Below are 26,022 nucleotides of genomic sequence, written 5' to 3' on the forward strand. Positions count from 1 at the left end.
CATCTGCTCAGCAGTCAGCCAGAAAAGGTCGCTCATATCACCGCTCCGGTTTTCGAGCCGTGAATCACGCAGCGCTTTGAAAATCAATGCACCCTGACCCTAATGTATTTCGCTGCGAATTTTTCAAAAGTGGTGTAGCCGTGTGCGATTGCCTTGTCGCGCAGTTCTGTTGCCAATCGTTCCTTAGCCAACTGTTTTGCTGCCCGCGCGGATTTGGCCGTGACCCGCGTCCTCTTGCCACTAGGCGTGTAGTAGGCCTGCACCCAATAACTGTTTCCATTTACGATTTCGATCCGCGGGTCACCGGAAAGGCGAGTTTTCATTTTGGACAACTCTTCACCTCAAACATGGACAATGAATAGAGCCAACCACCAAAATATCTCTGAGTTAATGTCCGTAAATATTTGTCTTTAAACAGAAAAATTTAGATTTTTGTCATTTATTGTGACCAAGTCTTTAAGCGATCTCTATTTAAAACAACAATGACAAAAGTACTTACAAAATCTACTGCCCAAATTGCTGCCCAAAGTTTTTTCCGATTCATTTAGTGATTTGAAATACAGAAGATTCCCTCGAAGTTCGGGGTCTCTTGTGGATCCAGAGGTCCCCTGTTCAAGCCAGGGAGGCGGTACCATCTTCCTCAAATATTGGCTCCACATCGGGATCTCGCCGGCAGTTTACGTAAGTCAGAAAAACGGACCTGCAATCGCAAGCCCGTTTTCATCAAAACATTGTGGGAGCGATCAGCGCGCCAGGTTTAAACGGAACCGCATTTTGGCTTTTCGCGCCGCCGGCAAATGGCGGTTCAATCGCTTGTTGACCAGCCCGAACCCCCCGACGATCACCAGCGTCAGCAAGATGAAATAGAAGGCGAGAATCGGGTAGGGGATAAACGGGTTGAACGTTTTGTCCGCGAAATAGCTGGCATAATACAGCGCGTCACCGCGTTGTTGCCAGGCCGGGAAGGCCGAGAAAAAGACCAGTGTGGTGGCGTGGAACAGGAAGATCGCCTCGTTCGTGTAGGCGGGCCATGCCAGACGCAGCATGGTCGGCCAGATGATGCGACGGAACCGCGACCAGCCCGACATGCCATAGGCATCGGCTGCCTCGATATCGCCCTTGGGGATCGAACGCAGCGCGCCATAGAAGATTTCGCCCGAATAGGCTGCGGTGTTCAGGAACAGAACGATCAGTGCCCCCAGCCAGGCCGACGTCAGAGCGTCGAACATGGGGTAGGACTTTTTCAACGACAGGAAGAAGAAGTAGGCAAAGAAGAACTGGATGAAAAGCGGAGAGCCGCGGAAGATAAAGATGAACCATTCCGACGGTTTGCGCAGCCACTTGTTGGCGGACGCCTTGCCCAGGGCCACAGCGGTGGCCAGAAAGAACCCGGTCGCCAGCGCCATGATGCCGAAATAGATGTTCCAGATCATGCCTGAACCGATCAGGGTGAACTGTTCACACAGGGTAAAGTCGTTGCGTGGCAGCAGACGTTCGCCGAGGCCGATGGAGCGCAGGCCGTAGTCCTGGATGGTTTGGATGCAGCTCATGCGGTGGTCTCCTTGCGCAGAAGCTCTCCGCCCGATGTGGCCTGACCATGGGACAGGCGGCGCATCAACTTTTCGAGCCCCAGTTCTGACGCACGGGTCATGCCGAGGTAGAATATCAGCAGGGCCAGAAAGTACCACATGCGCCAGTCGCCGTGGGGGTATTGTGTGAATTTTGAGGTCTTGGTGCCGCCCAACTCGCGGGCCCAATAGACGATGTCTTCGATGCCCAGCAGGAACAGCAGCGGCGTGGCCTTGATCAGCACCATCCACAGGTTCGACAGACCGGGCAGGGCGTACACCCACATCTGCGGAACCAGAATGCGCCAAAAGGTCTGGCGGCGCGTCATGCCATAGGCTTCGGCGGTTTCAAGCTGCGCATGCGGAACAGCGCGCATACCGCCGAAAAGTACGTTGGCCGCAAATGCACCGAAAACGATCGAGAAGGTGATGACCGCGAGGAAGAAACCGTAGGTTTCATGCACCCATTCCGGTGCGGCACTCAGCGGCAGTTTTGCCGATTGGCATACGATGAAGTCGTTGCCCTGACGGATCGGGTCCGTCCAGTCGGGGCACAGAATCTTGTGCCGCGTCCATTCAAAGGCCTGATCCAGTGCGATCACGAAGAACATGAAGAAGGCGATATCCGGTACGCCCCTTACAATGGCGATGTAACCTTTGCCCAGCCAGCTGACGGGCGGGATATGTGATCGGGCGGCCATCGCGCCGACGAACCCAAAACTCAATGCCACGGGGGCGGTGACGGCCAGCAGTAGCAGGACCTTCAGGAACGACAGATAGAACGACCAGTGTACGCCGTTGGTCAGATAGCAGGAAAACCAGCGGAACGTGCCCAGCGTATCGGGATCAGTGCAAAACGAGAAAATGGCGGGCCTCTTGAGGTGCTAAGGCTCAGGGGCTGCGCGCCCCGGTAATCAGGGCGCGCGACCTGGTTCAGATCAGAAGGTCGATGACACTTCCCACTTGGTGATCAGCTCGTTCAGGCTGCCGTCGTCCTTCATGGACTGGATGGCTGCGTTGAGCTTCTCTTTCAGCTCGCCGTCCGACTCGCGGACACCGATGCCGACACCACCGCCCAGCGGGACGTCTTCGGCAACAAAGCGCAGGTCTGCGTCTTCGTCCGCGATCGGTGCCAGGAACGACTTGTCGGCCAGCACGGCGTCAGCTTCGCCGTTGCGCACAGCCGCAATCGTTTCTTCGGGGCTGGCGAACTCGACCAGAGTTGCACCGGATTCCGCGATGTACGCAGCCTGAATGGTGCCTGTCTGCGCGGCAACAACGCCATTCGCGACATCAACGTCGTCCGAGGTTGCAACATAAGCCGACGGATCCGGCGGCGTGTAGTTTTGGGTGAAATCAATCACTTCGTCCCGCTCGTCGGTGATCGACATGCCCGCGATGATGACGTCATAGTTGCCCGACACTAGGTTCGGAATGATCGAGTCCCAGTCGTTCTTGACCCACTCGCATTCCAGATTCGCACGCTTGCACAGCTCATCGCCCAGTTCACGCTCGAAGCCGTCGATCTCGCCGGCGTCATTGATGAAGTTCCACGGAGGGTAGGCGCCCTCGGTGCCCATGCGGACAGTGTCGGCCATGGCCATCCCAGCGCTCAGCGCCAGTGCAGCGGTTGTCAGAATCAGTTTTTTCATTGGTTACTCCCCTTATTGGTTCTGTCCTGAATTTATGCCGCCTTGGTGGCGGATAGAAAGCCCTGAAGCCGCGCGGATTCAGGGGTCGTGAAGATGTCTTCGGGCAGACCTTCTTCTTCGATGAGGCCTTGATGCAGGAACACGACGTGGCTTGAGATATCAGCGGCCATTTTCATATCGTGCGTCACGATGATCATGGTGCGGCCTTCGGCGGCCAAGTCCTTTATCACCTTGATAACTTCCTGTTCCAGTTCAGGGTCCAGCGCCGAGGTCGGTTCGTCGAACAACAGGGCCTCGGGCTCCATGCACAGACCGCGGGCGATCGCGGCGCGTTGCTGCTGACCACCTGACAATTGCGCAGGATAGACGTCGCACTTATCGCCGATACCGACCTTTTCCAGGTACTTGCGGGCACTGTCCTCAACCTCGTCCTTGTCGCGGCCCATGACGGTCACCGGGGCCTCCATCACGTTTTGCAGGATAGTCATATGGGCCCACAGGTTGAATTGCTGGAACACCATCGACAAATTCGTGCGAATGCGCAGCACCTGTTTCGGATCGGCCGGACGGCGGTGATGCGTGTTTCCGGTCCAGCGCACAGGTTCGCCCTTGAACAGGATCTCACCTTCCTGGCTGTCCTCCAAGAGGTTACAGCAGCGCAAAAGTGTCGACTTTCCGGAACCTGACGAGCCGATGAGTGATACGACATCGCCGCGTCTGGCGGTAATATCCACCCCTTTCAATACCTCAAGATTGCCAAAGCTCTTGTGTAGGTTCTTGATCTCGATGACCGGAGTGGAATCTGTCACGGGTGGTCCAGTTGTTATTGGTGTTGGTGCGGTACTAGGGCTTAAAATTTTGCGCAATGCAATGCGCAAATGACGCGGAACGGGCCTGAAACCGTCAAATTGACCAGACGTTCTGACCAAATTGGTTACATATCGAGCAATTCGGTCGCGCCGGGCGGCGGATTGGGAACTGCCAAGTATTGGTCGGCGGGGATGTCAATCAGACCGTTCAAATGCAGAACCTTCCGGTCTGCGAGCGACAGGTCATCGATGGCCGCGCGAACCGCGCGGGCGATGTCCGGCGCGTCTTGCCTGGCGGCGGTGATGTAAGGCAGGGCAGGCGAAGGTTGGGTTCCCGCAACTTCACGCAGTTCACCACCCAGATTCGTATGCTCTTTGAGCAGCTCCCAAGTCAGCGCATCCAAAGAAGCATAATCGGCGCGGCCCTCGGCAACGGCGGTTGCAGACAGGGCGTGGCCACCAGTTTCCAGAACAGCCGTGGGAAGGTGGCTGTGTCGGGACAGATGCACCATGGGGGCTGCCCAGCCAGACTGTGAAAGCGCTTCGTTATAGGCGAACGTACCGTCTGCCAATTGATCCAGATCGCGCGGATCGTCCTGACGGGCTACGATAATGGACCTGTAGTATCCCGTAGGACATTCAGGCAACCCATAGTCAGGCGTGCCTACAAGCTGCACCTTGCCGTGCAGGCGCGTGCGATAGGGCATGCCGCAGGTTTGGGCAAAGACAAGGTCGGGACTGTGCCAGACGTCCCAAACGTCGGCACCTCGGGTCAAATGCGTCGGCCCGAAGCCAATATGGCCTCGAATCAACGACCAGAACCGATCATTGGCCAGTTGCAGAGCGGGCATGTCGTACATGCCCAGCATCGCGATCACGATTTGGCCGCCTTCTGTCGGGCCAGTGCCGAATCAACGTCGCTGACCCCCAGTAGACTGACAACCAGACGCAGCAGAGAGTCCTCTTCCTCTGTGCGATGCCCGTCAGCAAGCACCACAGACCACAGGGCCTGCACAACTCCAAGTCGGTCTTCGTATGCGACGGCTTCTTTGATCGCGCGGGTAAAACGGACTGTGTCGGGGGCTTCGGCCTCCAAATCCTCGGCGCGGGCGCGGAGGCCTGCCGCTTCGAAGGGCGACAGACCATAGCGTTCGGCCGAAATCCTATCGATTCGGGCCATTTCGCTGTCGGCATAGTCATTGTCGGACCGGGCGATGCGCACCAGAAGGGCCGTCAGGGCCAACCGGGCGTCATCATCGGCAAGTGGATCGGGCTGAGGCTGCGTGAGCCGGGACAGAAAATCGCTAAACATGAGAAAGATATAGAAGGGGACTACTTCTCTTCCAAGCGCCTTTGCACCCGTTCTCGCGCTTCCTGACTGTCGTTATAGCTCAGACCCATAGCGATGCGGGCCTCCTCGACGATCTTCATCTCGCCTTCGTCCGAGTTTCCGTCGGCCAGAACGACTTCCCACAACGCGTCCAGCGCAGCCAGGCGTTCGTGCAGATCGGTGGTCTCTCGGATCAGTTTGCCAAACGTGTCGGTCTCAGGTGCGGCTGCGTGCAGTTTTTCGCATGTGGCCCGAACCTTGGCAGCTTCGATCGCGTTGTGCTGGTAAAGCCGCGCAAGAATGCGGTCGATCAGGCTGATCTCTTCCAGCTTGTAGTCCCGATCCGCCTGCGCCACGCGGACCATCAAAGCACCCAGCGCCAGCTCGGCATCCGGGTCGGGCAAATGATCGTGTTGTGGCGGGCGGAAAGCCTGGAGGAATTTTTTCAACATACCGCGAGGTTATTCCATATTTTGTGCACCGCCAAGCGCTGACCACCCGTCATAGCCATGAATGGTCGCAACTTTGCCGGTTTTCGCTTGTCGGGCATTACATCGTATAGAAGATCAATTGCCTTTTTGCAGTGCCTGCTTTGCCTGTTCCTGCAACCAGCCCAGCATATGCCGGTACGGCACAGGGCCATAGCTGATCCGTGCGACGCCCAGCGACGCCAGCGTCGCGGTATCCGGCGTGCCGGGCAAGGCGATGATATTCACCGGCAACTCGGTCGATTCGCAAAGACGTGCGATCATTCCCTCGTCTTTTAGTCCCGGGGCGAAAAATCCATTGGCACCTGCATCGGCATAAGCTTTGGCACGGGCCATGGCATCCTCCAACATGGCCTCATCATGTGTTTCCGGGGCGGCCTTCAGGAAGATGTCCGTTCGCGCATTAATAAAGGCGGGCACACCAGCAACATCGCATCCTTCACGCATCGCGCTGACGCGGGCAGCCTGCGTTTCGATGTCATGCAGGTCTTTCGTGCCTACGACCTGATCTTCAAAGTTGAAACCAATGACGCCTGTCTCAAGCGCACGCTGGACATTGCTGATGATGCCCTCGACGCCCTCGGCATAAGCCCCTTCGAAATCCAGAGTTACGGGAATTTCGACGGCACCAACGATCCTGCGGACGTTATCCAGGGCAACGTCCATCGGGATGTTCTGGCCGTCGCTGAACCCCTGCGCCATTGCCACCGGTGCGCTGCCTGTCGCAACTGCTTTGGCTCCGGCGTCCCGCACGGCCCCAGCGCTGCCTGCGTCCCAGATGTTGTAGAGGATGACCGGGTCGCCCTTTTTATGCAGGGCGGCAAAGGTTTCTGCGCGCGTTGTCTGGTTTGTCATGACCGGTCTCCTGTCGCTGTTATGGCGGCAGTTAACCGTGCAAACCCTCGGCGCGTAAAGATGTTTTGCGCCAAAGGGTACAATCCCGTTACCGGCCCGTGATCAGACCAGACGCGATGTATCTTTTGCTGCGCGCACAAAGTCGCGGAACAGCGGATGGGGGTCAAACGGTTTGGACTTCAATTCGGGGTGATACTGCACCCCGATGAACCACGGGTGGTCCGACCATTCGACAATCTCGGGCAGGCGGCCATCGGGCGACATGCCCGAGAAATTCAGGCCAGCTTTTTCCAGCTTATCGCGGTATTTGATATCGACCTCGTACCGATGACGGTGACGTTCCTCGATATTGGGGCCACCATAGACTTCGGCCACTTTGGACCCTTCGGCCAACACGGCATCATATGCGCCAAGACGCATGGTGCCGCCCTTGTCGTCGCCGACTTTGCGTTCGACCTTGTGGTTGCCCTGTACCCACTCTTTGAGGTGATAAACAACGGGTTCGAAACGCTTTTTACCAGCTTCGTGGTCGAATTCCTCGGATCCGGCCTCAGTGATCCCTGCAGCGTTGCGCGCGGCTTCGATCACAGCCATCTGCATGCCGAGGCAGATTCCAAGATAGGGAACCTTATGTTCGCGCGCGTATTGCGCCGCCTTGATCTTGCCTTCGGTACCACGCTCGCCAAATCCGCCGGGGACGAGGATCGCATGGAACCCTTCAAGATGCGGCGCAACGTCTTCTTTGTCGAACACCTCGGCATCAACCCATTCAACCTTGACCTTAACGCGGTTGGCCATGCCGCCGTGGGTCAGGGCCTCGGCAATCGACTTATAGGCGTCTTCCAACTGAGTGTATTTGCCGACGATGGCAACTTTCACTTCACCTTCCGCATTGTGGATACGGTCGCTGACGTCTTCCCATTTCGCCAGATCGGGCTTGGGTGCGGGGCTGATCTGGAACGCGTCCAGAACGGCCTGATCCAAGCCTTCGCGGTGATAGGCCAGCGGGGCATCATAGATGGTGCTGAGGTCCTGTGCTGCGATAACGCTGTCGGGGCGGACATTACAGAACAGCGCCAGCTTCTCGCGTTCCTTGGTGGGGATCGGACCCTCGGACCGGCAAACCAGAATATCAGGAGCCAGTCCGATCGAGCGCAGCTCTTTCACCGAGTGCTGGGTCGGTTTGGTTTTCAGCTCGCCAGACGCTTTGATATAAGGCAGCAGTGTCAGGTGCATAAACAGGCATTGACCGCGCGGCTTGTCCTGACTGAACTGACGGATGGCCTCGAAGAAGGGCAAGCCTTCGATGTCGCCTACGGTGCCGCCGATTTCGCAGAGCATGAAATCGACCTCATCTTCGCCAATGGCGATGAAGTCTTTGATTTCGTTGGTGACGTGCGGGATTACCTGAATGGTCTTGCCAAGGTAATCGCCGCGGCGTTCCTTTTCCAACACGTTGGAATAAATCCGGCCCGAGCTGACCGAGTCGGTCTTGCGGGCGGCAACACCTGTGAAACGTTCATAGTGGCCGAGGTCCAGATCGGTCTCGGCCCCGTCGTCGGTCACGAACACTTCGCCATGTTCAAACGGCGACATCGTACCCGGATCCACGTTCAGATAGGGGTCCAGCTTGCGCAGACGCACCGAATATCCCCGGGCCTGCAACAGCGCGCCCAAAGCCGCCGAAGCCAGTCCTTTGCCCAAGGATGAAACCACACCACCAGTGATGAAAATAAAACGCGCCATGTTTTCGGCTGCTCCCGTGAGACGTCAAAATCAGCTGCCCGGCGGTTCCGAAAAACCGCTGCATCACGGGACTTCACGTATAAAGGATTCGCGCCAATAGCGCAAGAGAACCGCAAGATGCTGTTGCAGTCCTCTTTCAGGTTTCTAGGTTTTGTGGATCAGTTGGCCTGCGGGATCAGCGGCGCGTTGTCGCCTTCTGCCGGAGGCAGCAGATCATCAGCCGACGGCACCGCCGGTGTGCTTTCTTCGGTCGCCGCAGGGGCCGGAACGCCCAAACGGTCGATCACCGAGCTGCCCGAGGACTTCTGTGCGGCCAGAATGGTCAGCGTGATCGAAGTCACGATGAAACATGCGGCCAGAATCCAGGTCACCTTGCCCAGAGCAGTCGCTGCGGCGCGACCGGTCATAGCACCGCCACCACCGCCACCCATGCCAAGGCCACCGCCTTCGGACCGCTGCATCAGAACAACGGCAATCAGGCCCAGGGCCAGGAGGAGATGGATGATGAGAACGACGTTTTCCATGGTGTTCCTGTACAGCGTGGCGTGTATCGCGTGGTATCTATGCAAGTTTGCCATCGGGGGCAAGGGATGAGTTGGCATCAAGAACGGTGATGTTCCAGATCACGGTAAAGGGACTGGACAGCAAGCCTGCACCTCGCGCAGGCTGCGGCCATGCCACATGACGATCATGACCACCCGCACGCCCATTTGCCGCCTGAACCCGCGTTGCGCGTCAAGGCGCTGGAAACGATTCTGACCCGGAAGGGCCTGATCGATCCGGCCGCGCTGGATGAGATAATCGACACCTATCAGAACAAGATCGGTCCCCAGAATGGCGCGCGCGTTGTTGCCAAGGCTTGGGTTGATCCGGACTTCAAGGCCGCTCTGCTCAAAGATGCCACGCCAGTCATTGCGGATCTTGGCTATTATGGGCGCCAGGGCGAACACATGGTGGTGGTCGAGAACACGCCCGACCAGCACAATATGGTCGTGTGCACCTTGTGTAGCTGCTACCCATGGCCGCTGCTGGGTATTCCACCAGGTTGGTACAAATCCGACGCCTACCGCGCCCGGGCCGTGCGTGAGCCGCGCAAAGTGCTGGCAGATTTCGGGGTGAGCTTACCTGAAACGACTTCGGTTCGTGTTTGGGATTCGACTGCCGAGGTGCGGTACCTCGTTCTCCCGATGCGCCCCGAGGCAACAGATGGCCTCAGTGACGAGGAACTGGCCGCTCTGGTTACCCGCGACAGCATGATCGGCACCGGATTGCCAAAGGTGCCCTCATGACCCGCGTTCACGACATGGGTGGGCGGTTCGGCGACGGGCCTGTATGCCCTGAGCCCGAAGACGCTCCGAACTTCGCAGAAGATTGGCACGCTAGAGCGTTGGCAGTGACGGTGGCCGCAGACTCGTTGGGTCAGTGGAATATCGACGTAAAACGTCACGCGCGCGAGCGTCTGTCGCCCAAGGACTACACGCGGTTCTCATATTACGAGAAGTGGATTTCAGCTCTGGCCGATCTGTTGGTCGAAACTGGCGTGCTGACCGAAAAGGATTTGCGCGGCCAGGCGGGTGACGACTCACACCCGCTGGCAGGCCGCGCTTTGAGGGCTGAAGCCGTTGCCGGTGTATTGGCTAGCGGCGGGCCGGCAGATCGTCCCTCGGACGTTCCGGTGAAATTCGAAGTTGGGCAAGAGGTTGTGACCGCTAACCCGGCAGCAAACCGCCTTGTCGACGGCGGGCACACCCGGTTGCCTATGTATGCCGCCGGAGCGCAAGGCCGCATCCTAAGGGTGCATGGAACGCATGTGCTGCCGGACTCAAATGCGCATAGGTTGGGCGAAGTCCCCGAGCCACTTTATGCCGTGGCCTTCCCCGCGTCCGAGCTTTGGGCAAACCCCGAGCATTCAAAGGACGAAGTCGTTCTGGACCTCTGGCAAAGCTATCTGGAGCCCGCATGAGCACTTGTCTTAACCATACCGCGCCCGAACCGGTTTTCGCCGAGCCCTGGCACGCGCAGGTATTCGCTGTGACGGTCGCTTTGAATGAGGCAGGGCGATTAGGCTGGCCGGATTGGGCAACTCGGTTCTCGGCTACCCTGAAACGTCACGGGCTGCACCGCGAACTAAATGGCGGCGACGACTACTTTTTCGCGTGGCTCGAAACGCTCGAGGCGCTATTGGCCGAGCAGGGGGCTGCAGCCTCCGATGATGTCAGCCAACTGCGCGACAGATGGGAAGAGGCTTATCTGACCACGCCACACGGGCAGCCGGTGCGGTTGGCCAAGGCGTAGGGGGCACTGCCCCCGCCGCCCTTGCGGGCGCTCCCCCAAGGTATTTTCAGCCAGATGAACAAGGGATCCGGGCTTCATCTGGTCAAAAACACTTCCGCCGGAGGCATCGTGCGAAGCGCGATTGCAGCATGCGTCGAATTACCGGTTTCCCTACCGCATTCCCCCCGTTATACGAGCCGAGTTTGATAACTCAGCGCAAAAGGACCTGATATGGCCAATGTGGTTGTTGTCGGCGCCCAGTGGGGTGACGAAGGAAAAGGCAAGATCGTCGATTGGCTCAGCGAGCGGGCAGACGTGATTGCACGCTTTCAGGGCGGACATAACGCCGGTCATACACTGGTCATCGATGGTGAGGTCTACAAGCTGCACGCGCTGCCCTCGGGCGTTGTGCGCGGTGGTAAGCTGAGCGTTATCGGCAATGGCGTCGTTCTGGACCCATGGCATCTGATCAAAGAGATCGGAACTATCCGGGCGCAGGGCGTCGACATCTCGCCCGAGACGCTGATGATTGCGGAAAACACCCCCCTGATCCTGCCCATTCACGGCGAACTGGATCGCGCCCGCGAAGAAGCTGCCAGCAAGGGCACCAAAATTGGAACCACCGGCCGCGGTATCGGCCCGGCCTACGAAGACAAGGTTGGCCGCCGCTCTGTGCGTGTAGCTGACCTTGCGGATGAAGCGACGCTTGAAGCGCGTGTTGACCGGGCGCTGCAACACCATGACCCTTTGCGCAAAGGTCTGGGTATTGAGCCTGTCGACCGGGACGCGTTGATCGCTCAGCTGAAAGAAGTTGCGGCAGAAATCCTGCCCTTCGCGGCACCGGTCTGGAAAGTGCTGAACGAAAAGCGCAAAGCCGGTAAGCGTATCCTGTTCGAAGGGGCGCAGGGCGCGCTGTTGGACATTGACTTTGGTACCTATCCTTTTGTGACATCGTCGAATGTCATCGCGGGTCAGGCCGCCACAGGTGTCGGTATCGGGCCGGGGTCTATCGATTTCGTTCTGGGCATCGTCAAAGCCTACACAACCCGCGTGGGCGAGGGACCGTTCCCGACCGAGTTGGACGACGACGACGGTCAACGCCTCGGCGAACGTGGGCACGAGTTCGGAACCACGACGGGGCGCAAGCGTCGTTGCGGTTGGTTTGACGCCTGCCTTGTGCGCCAGACCTGTGCGACCAGCGGCGTGAACGGCATCTCGCTGACCAAGCTGGACGTTCTGGACGGGTTCGAAACCCTGAAGATCTGCGTCGCGTATGAGCTGGACGGCGAACGTCTGGATTATCTGCCGACTGCCGCCGACCAGCAGGCGCGCTGTACACCGATCTACGAAGAAATGCAGGGCTGGAGCGAATCCACCGAAGGTGCACGCAGTTGGGCGGATCTTCCCGCAAACGCCATCAAATACGTGCGCCGCGTTGAAGAACTGATCGAATGCCCCGTCGCATTGCTATCCACCAGCCCGGAGCGGGACGACACCATTCTGGTGACCGACCCGTTCGCCGACTGATGGGTGAGGGGCAGAAAAGCGGCCTCAGTTACAAGGCGCGCCGCCGCTGGTCGCTGGTGCTGCTGCTGATTGGTCTGCCGCTGTACATTGTGGCGGTGGTGACGGTCGTGAACTGGCTCGACCGTCCGCCGATCTGGCTGGAGCTTCTGGTTTACGTGGTGCTAGGCATCCTGTGGGCCTTGCCCTTCAAATTCGTCTTCAAGGGCGTCGGAAAAGAAGACCCGGATCAGTCGCAGGACTGATCCGGTTTTCCTTATCCCGCATCTTTCGCCTCTGTTTGCGGCCAGCTTAGGATGGCACGAGCCATCGCATGATATTCACCCGAAATCTCTTCGGCCAGGCTGAATGGGGTGGGCCAGGGGGCGGCGACGGTCGCCTCTACCTGCCCGGTGATGAGGTTCAGATCCGCTTTGTGCTTCAGCGCCAGCCGCCGCATCTTTTGGTTCGTAGCCAAGCACAGCATATGGACTTCACGTATCCCGCGGTTACGAGCCGCTGTTATGATCCGCGACAACAGAGCATCGCCCACTCCTTGATCCTGCCATGCAGGTTCAACAGTAAACGCTGCCTCGGCCACGTTGTTTCGGCTGTCGGGGACGATGTGTAGCTCACCCACGCCGCGCAGGTGGGAATCGGGGAATGCGCCGAAGACCAAAGCGGCGTTGTCAAACAACCCGGACAAGTAGAATTCCACGAATTCCGGATCGACCGGGATACCAAAACGCGATTTCAGAGTTTCTTGGTCCAGGCTTCTGAAATGGCTGACGATTTTGGATTTGTCGAAAATTCGCAGACGACGGATCGGTAGTTCGTACATGGCGCAGCCTCTGCTTGAACGTGGGTATCAGGGAAACTCAGACCCTATTGATTCTACCATTTTTCTGCAGCGCAGCATAGGCGGCAGGCAAGCGGAGCCAGCTTTCCTGAGGCTATTGGACCAAGGCGCACAAAAAAAGGGGCCAAAAGTTAACCTCGGCCCCTAAACTTGACGTTTCGTGAGTGGTTTTAACCCGCGGCGCGCTCATCATCGGGGCGGAACCCGATCTGCGTGGATGCCGCGAAACGACCGCCACCGGCTTTCTCGATCTTGCCGTCACGCAGCAGCTGACCGAAAGAGCGCAGGCTTTCTTCGCGATTGAAGTCGTCCTGCTTGAGCGAGCGGATCTTGTTCATCAGTTGCGGGCGCGAAAACTGTTCCTGACCTTCGATGAATGACAAATACGCTGCGGCGGCCTCCAGAAGATCGGGCAACGACTGAGCGCCTTGCTCCTGAGCGAACAGGGCAAAACCACCTTCCTCGCTGGTCTCCTCTTCCGAACTCGAAGTCACGCGACGGGGGGTCACCGGTCCTGCGTCTTGCTCATTGGTGTCGACGCGCTGTTCCGCCACCAGCTTCAGCGGCGTGGACGTATCCGACTGCGGGCGCATGCTGGTGACCTGGATTTCCGGACGGCGCGGGCTGACGACCGAAGTCAGATCGCCGCGATAGCCGCTTTCAACCGAGTCATCGTCTGCCTTGTTTTGATCTGCGCGTTCAGCTTCGGTCGCAGCGACAGCCGAGCGCAGATGCGAATAGGTTTCGCGCTGCTTGTTGGTGGCTGGATCGTCCATCTGAACGTCTGCCTTGTCCATCAGACGCGACATGTCCTGATCCAGAGCGGTCTCGTCAGACGAGGAATGCGATGTAAGACTCGCCATCGTGGCCTCAACCTTCGAGATTTCGCGGAGCACGTTCGTCTCATCCTCGGCGGTCAGATAGCCCTCTCTGGTTTCGGCGACTTCGTCGGTTTGCTCACCCTCGGCCTCTTCGCCCAGAATATTGCCGGCCTCATCTGCGTCTGTGCTTTCCTCAAGATCAGTGAACAGAACGGATGGAGAGGGTGTTTCTTCTTCGTCCTCGTACTCGGTACCCGCACCCATGGCGAACGATTGGGTCGGTTCAATCGGCTCCTCGGCGGTGTCGTCTTCTTCGGCCTGTATCTCCGGCTCCGGTGGGGTGACGATGTTATCGGTGTCTTCCGCTGCGAACGTTGAAGTCGTCGCCTCGGTCACCGCTTCCACGGTGTCTTCTGTTTTCGCTTCGGTCGTATCGGTCAAGTCCGAGGATTCGAGCGAGCCGGCCTCAAACGCGGCTGCGACTGCGTCCATGGGGGCGGCTGGTTGGTTGACCAGGTTTGTTTCTTCGTCTTCGGCATAAATGACCGAATTTTCCTCGGAATGGGACACAACGGCGCGAATGCGCTGCAGTTTGGCGGCGATGCTATCCGCCGCTGGGGGCGGAGCGTTTTCGACTGGCTCGGCGTCGGCAAAGAAGGATGCGGACCCCTGAGCGGGCGGCGTGTTGCTGAGGTGCGTTGGTTCGGGTTGTGCAGTTGGCGAAACCGCCGCGGGCGCGGGCGCAGCCGCTGGCTGGGTCGCGCGCAGCAGCAGGCCCGAGTCGCTTTGGCTGGCTTCTACATGTTTCGAGGCTTCGCGTTGCGCTATCCGTGTCAGCATTTCGGCGTCCGGCTGCGGTGGCTCTGAACCGAAGTAACGATCATCGGCAGCAAGATCACGGAAGTATTCGGCAATGGCTTTCATCGTTTCGAATGAATCGTCAAAACCTTCCAATGTGCAGGAGAAGGTTCCATAAGAAACGGTCAATACCTTGTTATTCTGTACCATCAGACGCACGTCCTCTACAAACTACGAGAGCCAACCAGCCTTGTGCAGGCACACGCATTGGCTCGGAACTCTATGCATGAACCTATCATTTTGTGGTCTCAATGTGTCCAAATCCGGAAAAAATGATCAATCTTAGAAAAAAACAGTCAATTGTGCGGTCAAACGAGCCAATTGCGCTGGTTGGCGGCGGTCAAATTGGCCCGGAGGACCTGAATCTGGTGACGATTCGCGCCGAAACGGTTGTGGCCGCCGATGGCGGGGCAGCCCCGCTGGTGGAATCAGGTCGTATTCCGGATGCGGTGATTGGTGATTTCGATTCGCTTCAAAATCGGCACAAAGACCGGATACCGCCGGACCGTCTGTTTCCGATACGTGAACAAGACAGTACGGATTTCGACAAGGCGCTGCGCAGCATCGACGCGCCTCTTGTGCTGGGTGTCGGTTTTCTGGGCGGGCGGCTGGATCATCAACTCGCGGTGCTCAACACGCTGATTGAAAGACAGGATCGGCCCTGCGTCCTTTTGGGTGAACGTGAGGTGGTTTTCCATGCGCCACCCCGGATTGCCCTCAGCATAACGCCGGGGGACGCGGTTTCCTTGTTTCCGTTTCGACGGGTAACCGGAACGAGCCGGGGGCTGGAGTGGCCGATCGACGATCTTGTGATGGAACCCGGCGGGCAGATCGGCACGTCCAACCGGGCATTGGCCGAGGTCGAGCTAACTGCGGACGCGCCGGGGATGCTGGTTATGGTGCCACGTTACGCTTTGGATCAGGTCACGCAGGCGTTTCTGTCGGGACAGATCGGGCACTGGCCCGCTCGCGAAGAATGACATAAAGGCCCGCCGCGACGGTGATGCCGATGCCCATTGCTGCCAGGCCATTCGGCAGGTCATGGAAGATCAGCCAACCAAAAAACGTTGCAACCGGGATCTCAAGGTATTGCATGGGGGCCAGAGTGGCCGACGGCGCATACCGCAACGACCAGGTCATGAACAAATGCGCGACTGTTCCCAACACACCTATCCCGATGAGCAGGAGGTGGCTGTCGCTTGCGGGCACCACAAGGGACAGCTGCCAAACTCCGCCATGCGTTCCAGCTATCAGAACAGGCAGCAGCAGGACCGTCGCGATCACCCCGGACACGGCTTGCAGCGCAATTGGGTCGGTCTCTTTTGCGATCTGACGCGTCACCAACATGAACAATGAGAAGACCACAGCAACGCCCAAGGGCAAAAGGGCGGCTGCACCGACCTGAATAAAGCTGGGCTGAATGACCAGCAAAGTACCACCGAAGCCGACAATGCAGGCGATCAGGCGACGCATGCCGACCTCTTCGCCCAACACGTATTTTCCAAGCAGCAACATGATGAAGGGCATAACAAATGCGATGGCAACCGCATCCGCCAGCGGCAGGTACAGAAGCGCACTGAACATTGCTGCGATGCCGAGGATGTGCAGAACCGTGCGGATGATTGCAAGCCGCAGGATGCGCCTGCTCATGCGCCAGGGCCGACTAGTCAGTGCTACCAGCGGAATCAGAATCAGCGCCTGAACAGCAAAACGAATGAAGACCAGAATGCCGACCGGGGTCGTCTCGCCCAACAGCTTGGCAATTGAATCGCCCAGCGGCGCGAGCACGCAAAAGCATAGCATCAAGAAGATGCCGAATACGGGACGGTCCTGTGTCATACCCGCGACGCTACGGGTTTTGTCAGTCGGTTGAAAGCGCTTAGGGCAGGGGCTGAACCTTGGTGTAGTCCGGCCCGATGCAAACAGGCAGGTCGTCATCCAGTTTCAGCCATGTCAGCCTTTCTTCGTGGGCGACATGCAGTGTCGGCTGCAGCTGGTTGGGGTCTTCCAGCGTGGCGACATACAGGTGCAGCACGTCTGACATGGATTGTGAGCGGAACGAGATCGGCGTTCCGCAATTGGGGCAAAAGCTGCGCTCGACCCCAGGGGATGAGTTGAAGGTCTTTGGCAGTTCTCCCGTCCAGCGCCATTGCCCGTCCCGCACGCCGAAATAGGTCGTCATCGGGGCAGCGCATTGCCTGCGGCAGCTGTCGCAATGGCAGCTCACGCAGGACAGGACCGGAGGATCAACTTCGTACCGGATGGTGCCGCACAGGCAATGCCCTCGCATCGTTGTCCTCCGTTGCTGTCTTTGTCAGCAGTTTGGCACGTTCACCGCCAGTCCGCCCAGAGACGTTTCCTTGTATTTCTCGTGCATATCATGCCCGGTCTGGCGCATGGTTTCGATTACCGCGTCCAGCGGCACGAAGTGTTTCCCATCGCCGCGCAGCGCCAGCGACGCTGCCGAGACAGCCTTGATCGCCGCCAGCCCGTTACGTTCGATGCAAGGCACCTGCACCAAACCGGCAACCGGGTCACAGGTCATGCCCAGATGATGCTCCAGCGCGATCTCTGCCGCATTCTCCACCTGCTCGGGCGTTCCGCCCATCACGGCGCACAGCCCCGCCGCTGCCATGGCCGAGGCGCTGCCGACCTCGGCCTGACAACCCGCCTCAGCGCCCGAGATCGACGCGTTGTACTTGACCAGACCGCCAATGGCGGCTGCCGTCAGCAAAAAGTCCTCGATATGGCTTTCCGAGGCACCCGGCACATGATCGAGGTAATAGCGTAGCACGGCAGGCATTGTTCCCGCCGCCCCGTTGGTGGGAGCGGTGACGACTTGCCCGCCCGCAGCGTTTTCCTCGTTAACTGCCATCGCATAGACGCTCATCCAATCGTTAATGGTGTGCGGCGCGTTCAGGTTCATGCCGCGCTCGGCCAACAGCGCGTCGTGAATGCCTTTGGCGCGACGGCGTACATTTAGCCCGCCGGGCAGGATGCCGTCGGTCTTCAGACCGCGTTCGATGCAGTTGTTCATGACCTCCCAAAGGCGTGCAGTGCCTTTGGCGAAACTGTCAGCGCAGCCGCGTGCGATTTCGTTCTCGCGCTTCATCTGGGCAATGCTCTTGCCGCTTGTCTTGGCCATCTCCAGCATTTCGGCTGCCGAATGGAACGGGAAGGGCACGGGCGGTCCGTCGTTGGTGGCCTTGCCCTCGGCCAATTCTTCTTCGGTCAGGACAAAGCCGCCGCCGACGGAGTAGTAGACCTGACGCAGGATCACGTCGCCTTGCGCGTCGGTGGCCATCAGGATCATCCCGTTGGCGTGGCCGGGCAGGTTGTGATCGTAGTCGAAGATCAGATCGTTTTTCGGATCGAACTTCAGGGTCGGCAGCCCCTCGGGCGTGACGGAGTGTGTTTTGGCGATAGCGGCCAGTGCGGCCTCGGCCTTGTCGTTGTCATAGGTGTCGGGCACAAACCCCGCCAGCCCAAGGATTGTGGCGCGATCGGTTGCGTGACCGACCCCGGTAAAGGCCAGTGACCCGTGCAACGATCCGCGTAGTCCCGCAAATTCAAACGGAGACTCGCGCATCAGGTCCAGGAACCGTGCGGCGGCAACCATAGGCCCCATGGTGTGTGACGAGGACGGGCCGATGCCCACTTTGAACATATCGAAGACAGACAGGAACATATCAGGTAGCAGAGCCTTCTGGAGGTTTAGCGTAAGCTGGACTGGTGAAGGGGGTAACCCCCAACCCCTCTGCCGAGATGGCAGCCCGGGTTGCGGGGCGGTTTTCTAGGTGCGTCAGAATGGTTTGCAGATAAGGCGTATCCGCCAATTGATACCAACTGCGATCAGCTCGGGCCGGATAAAGGGCCATCCAACGCATCTGGCAGGCAATGTAGTAGGTCAGCACCGAAGGCTGGTCGGTGTGCAACCAGTTGGGTGCTTTACGGGCTACGTCATCAAGAACCCGAAGATGCCGGCGCAGCCGGGGGCGGATACCGTGACGCAATGTGTCGGCTTGCGCCGCTTCGATGTATTTTTCGGCGTAGAACAGAACGCGCAGATCCGCGTGCAGCGTGTTCGAGGCAAAAAAGAGCCACTTTAGGAACGCTGCCCGATCCGGGCTGTCCAGGGCAGGCGCCATCTGGCCGTGCGTATCGGACAGCCATAACAGGATCGCCGCCGTCTCAAAGATTGGGCCTTGCGGTGTTTCGAGAACCGGGATCAGACCGTTTGGGTTTAGCGCCCTGTAGGCCGGACCGTCCTGCGCGTTTTGCCGACGATCCACCAGCGCCGTTTCAAACGACAGGCCCATCTCTTCCAGCACCAGTCTGATCACCAGGGAGGCGTTGTCGGGGGCATAGTGCAGTCTGTAAGGCGCGTTCATGGGGTGTATGTATACACTAGCTTCGGTGTCCAACGCGCCGATTGCGACGTTTCCAATCGGAAACGCGTATTTTTGCGTCATCTTAGCTCAGGCGACGGGCGAATTGGCGCTCGCAGTTGAGCAGAGCATTTCGTATAAGTCCCTTGGTACTATAGGGGAATGTTGCCATGACCGGAGATCTGTCACCCATCGACAAGGCCAAATATGTAGCTGCGCGCCGTGCCGCCGAAATGGTTCAGGACGGAATGCGCGTCGGGCTGGGCACCGGATCGACTGCCGCCTGGATGGTTCGGCGTTTGGGTGAACGGGTGCAGGACGAAGGATTGCGGATCAAGGGCGTTCCAACGTCGACCCGCACCGCGCAACTGGCGCGTGAACTGGGGATCGAGGTCGTCTCGCTGGATCAGGCCGGCTGGCTGGACCTGACCATCGACGGCGCGGATGAGTTCGACGGCGACCTGAACCTGATCAAGGGCGGCGGTGGCGCGCATCTGCAGGAAAAGATCGTCGCAACGGCCAGCGACCAGATGGTGGTGATTGCGGATGCAGGAAAAGAGGTCGAAACGCTGGGTGCGTTCCCTTTGCCGGTCGAGGTGATCCCATTTGGGTGGCAAACCACGCGGACCCTGATCGAAGAGGCGCTGGATACGATGGATGTGCTGGGCACCTCTGGCGCGCTGCGTATGAACGGAGAGGCGCCGTTTGTCACCGATGAGGGTAACCACATCCTTGACCTTCACCTTCAGCGCATCGGAAACCCCCGGCAACTGGCGCTGGTGTTGAACCAGGTGCCGGGTGTGGTCGAGAACGGGTTATTCATCGACATCTGTGACAAAGTTGTGATCGGCCACGGCGATGGCCGGGTCGAGTTGCGCGATATTAACGAAGGAACGATCGAGCTGGACCAGTTGGTCGGGGGCGGAGAGAACCTGTTTTCGGATCTGGCGGACTAAGGGTTGGATGCGGGACCGACCTATTTGGTCAGGGAAACTCGGCTGACGCGATCTATGCGTTTGATGGTCAGGGGCGGCGGGGCTACGTTGCTGGGGCTGATGCCGATTGCCTACTTCAGGTACGCACCGCGCTCGGAAGGTCCAATCGCTTTTTTCTATGATTTGACGTTTGGCATTCTGGCTGTGAGCATCCTTATCTATTTGGTTCAATTGTTACGCAGGACAGATATCGTAGCCTCTGTCGCACCCGAGGGGCTATGTTTTGCTTACAAGAAGCCGGGCGGACTGTGTGAATTAGTATCCTGCGGCTGGAGTGAATTAAGGGCGATTGAGGTTCTGCGGGTTAAACGGTGGGCGCCTATTCCAGCCCGAACAATCTGTATTCGCCTTCGAAACGACCACAGCTTCGCGGATTTTCCGTTGAAAGGCATACCGCAGAGCATATCTGACGAGTTCATCAACGCGTTGCGTCAATATTGGCCGGATTTGGATGCCCTCTGGGAGGCTCAGCTTGCCAATCGGAAGGCTATGGACAGCAGCGCGAGATAGAGTACACCCCTTTGCAACGTCTTTGTGGCGATTGCTGAAGTTTGGAAGAGGCAGGACAAATGAGCTTTGACTATGATCTGTTCGTCATCGGCGGAGGTTCAGGCGGGGTTCGCGCCGCGCGTGTTGCAGCCGGCGAGAACGGAGCCAAGGTGGCGCTGGCGGAAGAGGATCGCTATGGCGGTACTTGCGTCATCCGGGGCTGTGTGCCCAAAAAGCTGATGGTCTTTGCCAGCGAGTTCTCGGGCATGGTGGGCGATGCGCAGGCCTATGGCTGGGACATTCAGCCCGGCGCGCTGGACTGGAAAACCTTCCACGGCAAACTGGTGGCCGAACTGGACCGACTGGAAGGCATCTATCGCAATATCCTGAAGAACAACGGTGTCGAAAGCTTTGATCAGCGTGCCACTGTTGTTGATGCCCACACGGTCGAGCTGGCCGACGGCACATGTAAGACGGCCAAGCACATCCTGATCGCTACCGGCGGTCGTCCGGTCGTGCCCGAATTCCCGGGATCGGACCTGGCGATCACGTCGAACGAAATCTTCCACCTCGACAAGCTGCCGGAAAGCATCCTGATTGTCGGCGGCGGTTACATCGCCAGCGAGTTCGCCGGGATTATGAACGGGATGGGGGTGAAGACCACTCAGTTTTATCGTGGCGCGCAAATCCTGCGCGGCTTTGACGAAGAAGCGCGCGGTCTGATCTGCGAAGAAATGCGCCAGAACGGCATCGACGTTCGCTTGGGCACCAATGTGCTGGAGATGACCAAAGTGGGTGACAAGATCCGCGTCAAAGCCACCGACGGCACCGAGGATCAGTTCGACCTCGTGATGTATGCGACTGGGCGCGCTCCGAACGCTGACAATCTGGGCCTTGAGGCGCTGGGCGTTGAGCGTGGCCGCAAAGGTGAGATCGTGGTGGATGAGTACAGTCAGACTGGCGTGCCGTCGATCTATGCCATCGGGGACGTCACTGATCGCGTGAACCTGACGCCCGTGGCAATCCGTGAAGGCATGGCATTTGTAGAAACCGTGTTCAAGGGCAACCCCACACCGGTGGATCACGAACTGATCCCGACCGCGATCTTTACGCAGCCGGAATTCGGCACGGTGGGCCTCAGTGAAGAAGACGCAGCGGCACAGGAACCGATTGACGTTTATGCGACTTCGTTCAAGCCGATGCAAAAGGCGTTTGCCGGTGGAACACAGCGCGTGCTGATGAAGCTGATCGTCAGCAAGGCGACCCGCAAGGTTCTGGGCTGCCACATAGTTGCACCCGGCGCGGGCGAGATGATCCAGCTGGCGGGTATTGCCGTCAAGATGGGCGCAACCAAGGAAGATTTCGACCGAACGGTTGCCGTTCACCCGGTAATGGCCGAAGAACTGGTGACAATGCGGCAACCTGTGCGCACTGCTTGATTTGCAACCGCGCGCACACAAGTTACAAGGGAACCCGTGATCACACGGTCCAACACGAAGGAATTGATACATATGGCGGGCAACAGCGGTGGCCCCTGGGGGGGCGGAGGCTCATCCGGAGGCGGAGGAAATCGGGGTGACAACGGGGACGGGCGCAAGCCCCCCGAAGGCGACGGCCCGCAGATCCCCGAGATCGATGAGCTGATGAAGAAGGGTCAAGAGCAACTGCGCGTCCTGATGGGCGGCCGCGGCGGTTCGGGCCGTGGCGGCGGTCAGGGTGCAGGTGGGGGCGGTCCCATCTTTACCAAAGGCACTGTGCTGATCGGTGTGGTTGTTGCGGCTGTGCTTTGGGGCGCAGCCAGCTTCTATACCGTCAAGCCCGAAGAACAGTCCGTTGAGCTGTTCCTGGGCGAGTTCTCGGCCGTCGGCAATCCGGGTCTGAACTTTGCCCCATGGCCCTTTGTGACTGCTGAAGTCATCCCGGTCACCCGTGAACAAACCGAAGACATGGGCGGCACGCGTGGCAGCGACGATGGTCTGATGCTGACCGGTGACGAAAACGTGGTCGACATTGACTATCAGGTCGTCTGGAACATCAGCGACCCGGCTAGATTCCTCTTCAATCTGCGGGACCCGCGTCAAACAATCCGAGCGGTTTCGGAATCGGCGATGCGCGAAATCATTGCGCAAAGCGAACTGGCCCCGATCCTGAACCGGGATCGTGGTGTCATCGCGGACCGGCTGCAGGAACTGATCCAATCCACAATGGACAGTTATGATTCAGGCATAAACATCGTACGCGTGAACTTTGACAAGGCCGATCCGCCGCAGGACGTGATTGCCGCATTCCGCGACGTTCAGGCCGCTGCACAGGAACGTGACCGTCTTCAGAACGTGGCCGACGCCTATGCGAACCGCGTTTTGGCGGAAGCGCGCGGTGAAGCTGCACAGGTTCTGGAAGAAGCCGAGGCGTATCGCGCCCAGCAGATCAACAGCGCGCAGGGTGAAGCCAGCCGCTTTAGCGCGGTGCTGGAGGAATACTCCAAAGCCCCGGACGTGACCCGCAAACGCCTCTATCTTGAGCGGATGGAGCAGGTTCTGGGTGACGTGGACAAGATCATTCTTGACGAAAACTCGACCGGTCAGGGGCAGGGCGTCGTGCCTTATCTGCCGCTGAACGAACTGCGCCGCAACCAGGCCGAGGGGAGCAACTGATGCGTAAGTCACCTATCATTCTTATCCTCGTCGTGATCCTTGGCGTTGTCGGGTTGTCTTCGATCTTCATTGTGGACGAGCGTGAACGCGCGCTGGTCCTGCAGTTTGGTCGCGTCGTGGCCGTAAAAGAAGAACCCGGTCTGGCATTCAAGATTCCGGTGATTCAGGAAGTTGTCCGCTATGACGACCGAATCCTGTCCATCGACGTTCAACCGCTGGAGGTTACGCCTTTGGACGACCGTCGTCTGGTTGTTGATGCCTTTGCCCGCTACCGGATCTCGGACCTGAACCGGTTCCGTCAGGCCGTTGGTGTAGGCGGCATTCCTGTCGCCGAAGACCGCCTTGACCGTATCCTGCGCGCTGAAACGCGTGAGGTTCTGGGTTCGGTATCGTCCCGCGATATCCTCAGCTCGGACCGTGCCGCGCTGATGCTGCGTATCCGGAACAGTGCAATTGCCGAAGCGCAGGCGCTGGGCGTGAACGTGATCGACGTGCGTTTGAAGGCCACCGACCTGCCACAAGCCAACCTCGAGGCGACGTTCGACCGGATGAAAGCCGAACGGGAACGTGAGGCGACCGACGAACGCGCCCGTGGTAACGAAGCCGCGCAGCGCGTCCGCGCGCAGGCTGACCGGACCGTGGTTGAACTGGTGTCGGATGCCAATCGTGAGGCCGAGATCATCCGCGGTGAGGCTGACGCCGAACGCAACGCAATCTTTGCCGAAGCCTATGGCGCGGACCCAGAGTTTTTTGAGTTCTACCGTTCGCTGAGCGCGTATGAGAACGCTCTGCAGGGCGGAAACAGCTCGATGGTGCTGAGCCCGGATTCCGAGTTCTTCAATTACCTGAAGTCACCCACCGGGCAGGCGGGCCGGTAATGGGACTGATCCTTCTGGCCTTTGGGCTGGTACTGATTGTCGAGGGGCTGGCCTACGCGCTGGCCCCTTCGCTTATTGAGCGTATGTTGGAGGCGTTGCGCTCCATCCCCGAACAGGCCCGGCGGCTGACCGGGCTTTTGTGTGTCGTGACCGGTCTGGTGCTGCTTTGGGGCGCGTATCAGGTCGGGTTTTGATACTGTCACCTCAATTGCCGGTGATTTCCCCGCGATCCCGAGTTGCGGGCTTGGACAAACTGACTACATTGGTTCCTAAGAAAGGCTGCCTGCGGGCGGTTCGGCAAGATTTGTTGACAAGGAGTTCCCAAGTGCAGGCACAAGCACGCAGTATTTCGGTCCGGCAGGACGAGGGTGTTGGTTTAATGCGGTTGATGTGGCTGGTCTTCGTAGGGATGATGCTTGTTCTGGCTCAGACCGTCTCGGCCCAGGCGCGGGGCGAAAGCCTGGCGCCTCTGGCGGAAAAGATCAGCCCGGCTGTGGTCAATATCACAACTTCCACGTTGATCGAGGGCCAGACTGGACCGCAGGGAATCGTACCCGAGGGATCCCCGTTCGAGGATTTCTTCCGCGAGTTTCAGGACCGCAACGGCGATGAAGGCAACCGCCCGCGTCGCAGCAACGCTTTGGGCTCTGGTTTCGTGATTTCAGAGGACGGCTATATCGTCACCAACAATCACGTTATTGCGGAAGCGGATGAGATTCTGATCGAATTCTTCCCCGGCGATGGCCAGCCCAAGAAAGAGCTGCCTGCCAAAGTGATCGGCACCGACGAGAAAACCGATATCGCGCTGCTCAAGGTCGAAGCTTCAAGCCCGCTGCAGTATGTGCAATTCGGCGACAGCGATATTGCACGCGTCGGAGATTGGGTCATCGCCATGGGCAACCCGCTGGGTCAGGGTTTTTCGGTTTCCGCTGGTATTGTTTCGGCGCGGAACCGTGCGCTGAGCGGATCATATGACGATTACATCCAGACAGACGCGGCAATCAACCGGGGCAACTCGGGCGGTCCGCTGTTCAATATGGACGGCGAGGTGATCGGCGTGAACACTGCGATCCTATCGCCCAATGGCGGTTCGATCGGGATTGGCTTCTCGATGGCATCCAATGTCGTTGTGAAGGTGGTCGATCAACTGCGTGAGTTCGGTGAAACCCGGCGCGGTTGGTTGGGCGTGCGCATTCAGGACGTGACCGAGGATATGGCCGAGGCGATGGGATTGGACAAACCCGGCGGCGCGCTGATCAGCGATGTGCCGGACGGGCCGGCCAAGGATGCCGGGCTGCTTGCCGGTGACGTGATCCTCAGCTTTGATGGGGTCGAAGTCGAAGATACGCGCGGCCTGGTACGTCAGGTCGGCGAGACAACGGTCGGCAAATCGGTGCGCGTCGTGGTCCATCGTGACGGTGGCACACAGACGGTTCTGGTCACGCTGGGCCGTCGTGAGGACGCCGAGCGGGCAGAAGACGGCGATGACGAAACCTCTGAGGCTCCGACCGAAGAAAACGCCGACATTCTGGGCCTGACCATCTCGCCGCTGACCGACACGCTGCGCACGGATCTTGGTCTTGAAGAGGATGCCGAAGGGTTGGTCGTCACCGAAGTTGACGAAGCCTCGGAAGCCTTTTCCAAGGGCCTGCGCGCCGGTGATCTGATCACCGAAGCCGGTCAGCAAAAGGTGACGTCGATTGAAGACCTTGAGGCGCGCATGGAAGAAGCGCGTGAGGCTGGACGTAAATCTCTGCTGTTGCTGGTGCGACGCGGGGGTGACCCACGCTTTGTTGCGCTGAGCCTGGGCGAGTAACGCACCACTTCAATTGTTGTGAAAGGGCCGGGGCAATTG

30 protein-coding genes are annotated in these 26,022 nt (G+C 58.8%); 13 read left to right on the forward strand and 17 right to left on the reverse strand.

What is annotated here, in order from left to right:
* Nucleotides 1–83: 83 nt before the first annotated feature.
* From ACR0J0_RS02930 to secG, 11 genes are all read right to left on the reverse strand, one after another.
* On the reverse strand, nt 84–323 hold the full coding sequence (locus ACR0J0_RS02930) for a hypothetical protein (RefSeq protein WP_480661219.1): 240 nt from the start codon (nt 321–323) through the stop codon (nt 84–86).
* Nucleotides 324–743: 420 nt separating this feature from the next.
* On the reverse strand, nt 744–1,550 hold the full coding sequence (locus ACR0J0_RS02935; RefSeq protein WP_480661220.1) for an ABC transporter permease: 807 nt from the start codon (nt 1,548–1,550) through the stop codon (nt 744–746).
* The gene (locus ACR0J0_RS02940) at nt 1,547–2,434 is read right to left on the reverse strand and encodes an ABC transporter permease (RefSeq protein WP_480661907.1); all 888 of its coding nucleotides are present in this window, start codon (nt 2,432–2,434) and stop codon (nt 1,547–1,549) included. The genes ACR0J0_RS02935 and ACR0J0_RS02940 overlap by 4 nt, the downstream gene beginning before the upstream one ends.
* Nucleotides 2,435–2,506: 72 nt before the next feature.
* Entirely contained in the window at nt 2,507–3,220 is a 714-nt protein-coding gene (locus ACR0J0_RS02945; protein WP_480661221.1) for a transporter substrate-binding domain-containing protein, read from the reverse strand.
* A 32-nt stretch (nt 3,221–3,252) separates the two neighbouring features.
* Nucleotides 3,253–4,029, reverse strand: a complete 777-nt coding sequence (locus ACR0J0_RS02950; RefSeq protein WP_480661222.1) for an ABC transporter ATP-binding protein — start codon at nt 4,027–4,029, stop codon at nt 3,253–3,255.
* A 125-nt stretch (nt 4,030–4,154) separates the two neighbouring features.
* A complete protein-coding gene (locus ACR0J0_RS02955) occupies nt 4,155–4,907 on the reverse strand; it encodes a phosphate/phosphite/phosphonate ABC transporter substrate-binding protein (RefSeq protein ID WP_480661223.1) in 753 nt (250 codons plus the stop codon).
* Nucleotides 4,904–5,341 (reverse strand): tellurite resistance TerB family protein, encoded by a 438-nt coding sequence (locus ACR0J0_RS02960; RefSeq protein ID WP_480661224.1) that lies wholly within the window; start codon nt 5,339–5,341, stop codon nt 4,904–4,906. Before ACR0J0_RS02960 ends, ACR0J0_RS02955 begins: the two co-directional genes overlap by 4 nt.
* Before the next feature lie 20 nt (nt 5,342–5,361).
* Nucleotides 5,362–5,811: a tellurite resistance TerB family protein gene (locus ACR0J0_RS02965; protein ID WP_480661225.1), complete on the reverse strand. Its 450-nt coding sequence runs from the start codon at nt 5,809–5,811 to the stop codon at nt 5,362–5,364.
* Between the two features lie 114 nt (nt 5,812–5,925).
* Complete coding sequence (locus ACR0J0_RS02970; RefSeq protein WP_480661226.1) at nt 5,926–6,702, reverse strand: isocitrate lyase/PEP mutase family protein; 777 nt, start codon at nt 6,700–6,702, stop codon at nt 5,926–5,928.
* Nucleotides 6,703–6,804: 102 nt separating this feature from the next.
* Entirely contained in the window at nt 6,805–8,448 is a 1,644-nt protein-coding gene (locus ACR0J0_RS02975) for a CTP synthase (protein ID WP_480661227.1), read from the reverse strand.
* Between the two features lie 158 nt (nt 8,449–8,606).
* Nucleotides 8,607–8,972 (reverse strand): preprotein translocase subunit SecG, encoded by a 366-nt coding sequence (gene secG / locus ACR0J0_RS02980; protein WP_480661228.1) that lies wholly within the window; start codon nt 8,970–8,972, stop codon nt 8,607–8,609.
* Between the two features lie 150 nt (nt 8,973–9,122).
* Here secG and nthA point away from each other — a divergent pair, with 150 nt between their 5' ends.
* The 5 genes from nthA (at nt 9,123) to ACR0J0_RS03005 (ending at nt 12,491) form a co-directional block, all read left to right on the forward strand.
* Nucleotides 9,123–9,737 carry a nitrile hydratase subunit alpha gene (gene nthA / locus ACR0J0_RS02985; protein ID WP_480661229.1) on the forward strand — a complete coding sequence of 205 codons (615 nt, stop codon included), beginning with the start codon at nt 9,123–9,125 and terminating at the stop codon, nt 9,735–9,737.
* Nucleotides 9,734–10,411: a nitrile hydratase subunit beta gene (nthB, locus tag ACR0J0_RS02990; RefSeq protein WP_480661230.1), complete on the forward strand. Its 678-nt coding sequence runs from the start codon at nt 9,734–9,736 to the stop codon at nt 10,409–10,411. The genes nthA and nthB overlap by 4 nt, the downstream gene beginning before the upstream one ends.
* Entirely contained in the window at nt 10,408–10,743 is a 336-nt protein-coding gene (locus ACR0J0_RS02995; protein ID WP_480661231.1) for a nitrile hydratase accessory protein, read from the forward strand. The genes nthB and ACR0J0_RS02995 overlap by 4 nt, the downstream gene beginning before the upstream one ends.
* A gap of 210 nt (nt 10,744–10,953) precedes the next feature.
* Nucleotides 10,954–12,249 carry an adenylosuccinate synthase gene (locus ACR0J0_RS03000; protein WP_480661232.1) on the forward strand — a complete coding sequence of 432 codons (1,296 nt, stop codon included), beginning with the start codon at nt 10,954–10,956 and terminating at the stop codon, nt 12,247–12,249.
* A complete protein-coding gene (locus tag ACR0J0_RS03005; RefSeq protein WP_480661233.1) occupies nt 12,249–12,491 on the forward strand; it encodes a DUF2842 domain-containing protein in 243 nt (80 codons plus the stop codon). The genes ACR0J0_RS03000 and ACR0J0_RS03005 overlap by 1 nt, the downstream gene beginning before the upstream one ends.
* An 11-nt stretch (nt 12,492–12,502) precedes the next feature.
* Here the strand turns inward: ACR0J0_RS03005 and ACR0J0_RS03010 are convergent, their stop codons facing one another.
* Entirely contained in the window at nt 12,503–13,066 is a 564-nt protein-coding gene (locus ACR0J0_RS03010) for an N-acetyltransferase family protein (protein WP_480661234.1), read from the reverse strand.
* A 188-nt stretch (nt 13,067–13,254) separates the two neighbouring features.
* Entirely contained in the window at nt 13,255–14,913 is a 1,659-nt protein-coding gene (locus ACR0J0_RS03015; RefSeq protein ID WP_480661235.1) for a hypothetical protein, read from the reverse strand.
* Nucleotides 14,914–15,035: 122 nt separating this feature from the next.
* Between ACR0J0_RS03015 and ACR0J0_RS03020 the strand changes: the two genes are divergently transcribed.
* Nucleotides 15,036–15,743, forward strand: coding sequence for a thiamine diphosphokinase (locus ACR0J0_RS03020; protein ID WP_480661236.1), 708 nt, complete (start codon nt 15,036–15,038; stop codon nt 15,741–15,743).
* Here the strand turns inward: ACR0J0_RS03020 and ACR0J0_RS03025 are convergent.
* The 4 genes from ACR0J0_RS03025 to ACR0J0_RS03040 are packed head-to-tail and all read right to left on the reverse strand — an operon-like array spanning nt 15,688 to nt 19,154.
* Nucleotides 15,688–16,602: a DMT family transporter gene (locus ACR0J0_RS03025; protein ID WP_480661237.1), complete on the reverse strand. Its 915-nt coding sequence runs from the start codon at nt 16,600–16,602 to the stop codon at nt 15,688–15,690. The two genes, ACR0J0_RS03020 and ACR0J0_RS03025, sit on opposite strands and share 56 nt — an antisense overlap.
* A 40-nt stretch (nt 16,603–16,642) precedes the next feature.
* On the reverse strand, nt 16,643–17,053 hold the full coding sequence (locus ACR0J0_RS03030) for a GFA family protein (RefSeq protein ID WP_480661238.1): 411 nt from the start codon (nt 17,051–17,053) through the stop codon (nt 16,643–16,645).
* A gap of 24 nt (nt 17,054–17,077) precedes the next feature.
* Entirely contained in the window at nt 17,078–18,451 is a 1,374-nt protein-coding gene (locus tag ACR0J0_RS03035; RefSeq protein ID WP_480661239.1) for an L-serine ammonia-lyase, read from the reverse strand.
* 1 nt (nt 18,452) lies between these two features.
* Nucleotides 18,453–19,154, reverse strand: a complete 702-nt coding sequence (locus ACR0J0_RS03040; protein ID WP_480661909.1) for a glutathione S-transferase family protein — start codon at nt 19,152–19,154, stop codon at nt 18,453–18,455.
* Nucleotides 19,155–19,321: 167 nt separating this feature from the next.
* Here ACR0J0_RS03040 and rpiA point away from each other — a divergent pair, with 167 nt between their 5' ends.
* The 7 genes from rpiA (at nt 19,322) to ACR0J0_RS03075 (ending at nt 25,983) form a co-directional block, all read left to right on the forward strand.
* The gene (rpiA, locus tag ACR0J0_RS03045) at nt 19,322–20,107 is read left to right on the forward strand and encodes a ribose-5-phosphate isomerase RpiA (protein ID WP_480661240.1); all 786 of its coding nucleotides are present in this window, start codon (nt 19,322–19,324) and stop codon (nt 20,105–20,107) included.
* Between the two features lie 54 nt (nt 20,108–20,161).
* Nucleotides 20,162–20,656, forward strand: coding sequence for a hypothetical protein (locus tag ACR0J0_RS03050; protein ID WP_480661241.1), 495 nt, complete (start codon nt 20,162–20,164; stop codon nt 20,654–20,656).
* Between the two features lie 59 nt (nt 20,657–20,715).
* A complete protein-coding gene (gor, locus tag ACR0J0_RS03055) occupies nt 20,716–22,074 on the forward strand; it encodes a glutathione-disulfide reductase (protein ID WP_480661242.1) in 1,359 nt (452 codons plus the stop codon).
* 72 nt (nt 22,075–22,146) lie between these two features.
* Complete coding sequence (gene hflK, locus ACR0J0_RS03060) at nt 22,147–23,289, forward strand: FtsH protease activity modulator HflK (protein ID WP_480661243.1); 1,143 nt, start codon at nt 22,147–22,149, stop codon at nt 23,287–23,289.
* Nucleotides 23,289–24,167, forward strand: a complete 879-nt coding sequence (hflC, locus tag ACR0J0_RS03065) for a protease modulator HflC (RefSeq protein WP_480661244.1) — start codon at nt 23,289–23,291, stop codon at nt 24,165–24,167. Before hflK ends, hflC begins: the two co-directional genes overlap by 1 nt.
* Complete coding sequence (locus ACR0J0_RS03070; protein WP_480661245.1) at nt 24,167–24,361, forward strand: DUF2065 domain-containing protein; 195 nt, start codon at nt 24,167–24,169, stop codon at nt 24,359–24,361. Before hflC ends, ACR0J0_RS03070 begins: the two co-directional genes overlap by 1 nt.
* Before the next feature lie 185 nt (nt 24,362–24,546).
* Nucleotides 24,547–25,983 carry a Do family serine endopeptidase gene (locus ACR0J0_RS03075; protein ID WP_480661911.1) on the forward strand — a complete coding sequence of 479 codons (1,437 nt, stop codon included), beginning with the start codon at nt 24,547–24,549 and terminating at the stop codon, nt 25,981–25,983.
* The last annotated feature ends 39 nt before the right edge of the window (nt 25,984–26,022 follow it).

It is taken from the genome of Ruegeria sp. BF12 (assembly GCF_056538705.1).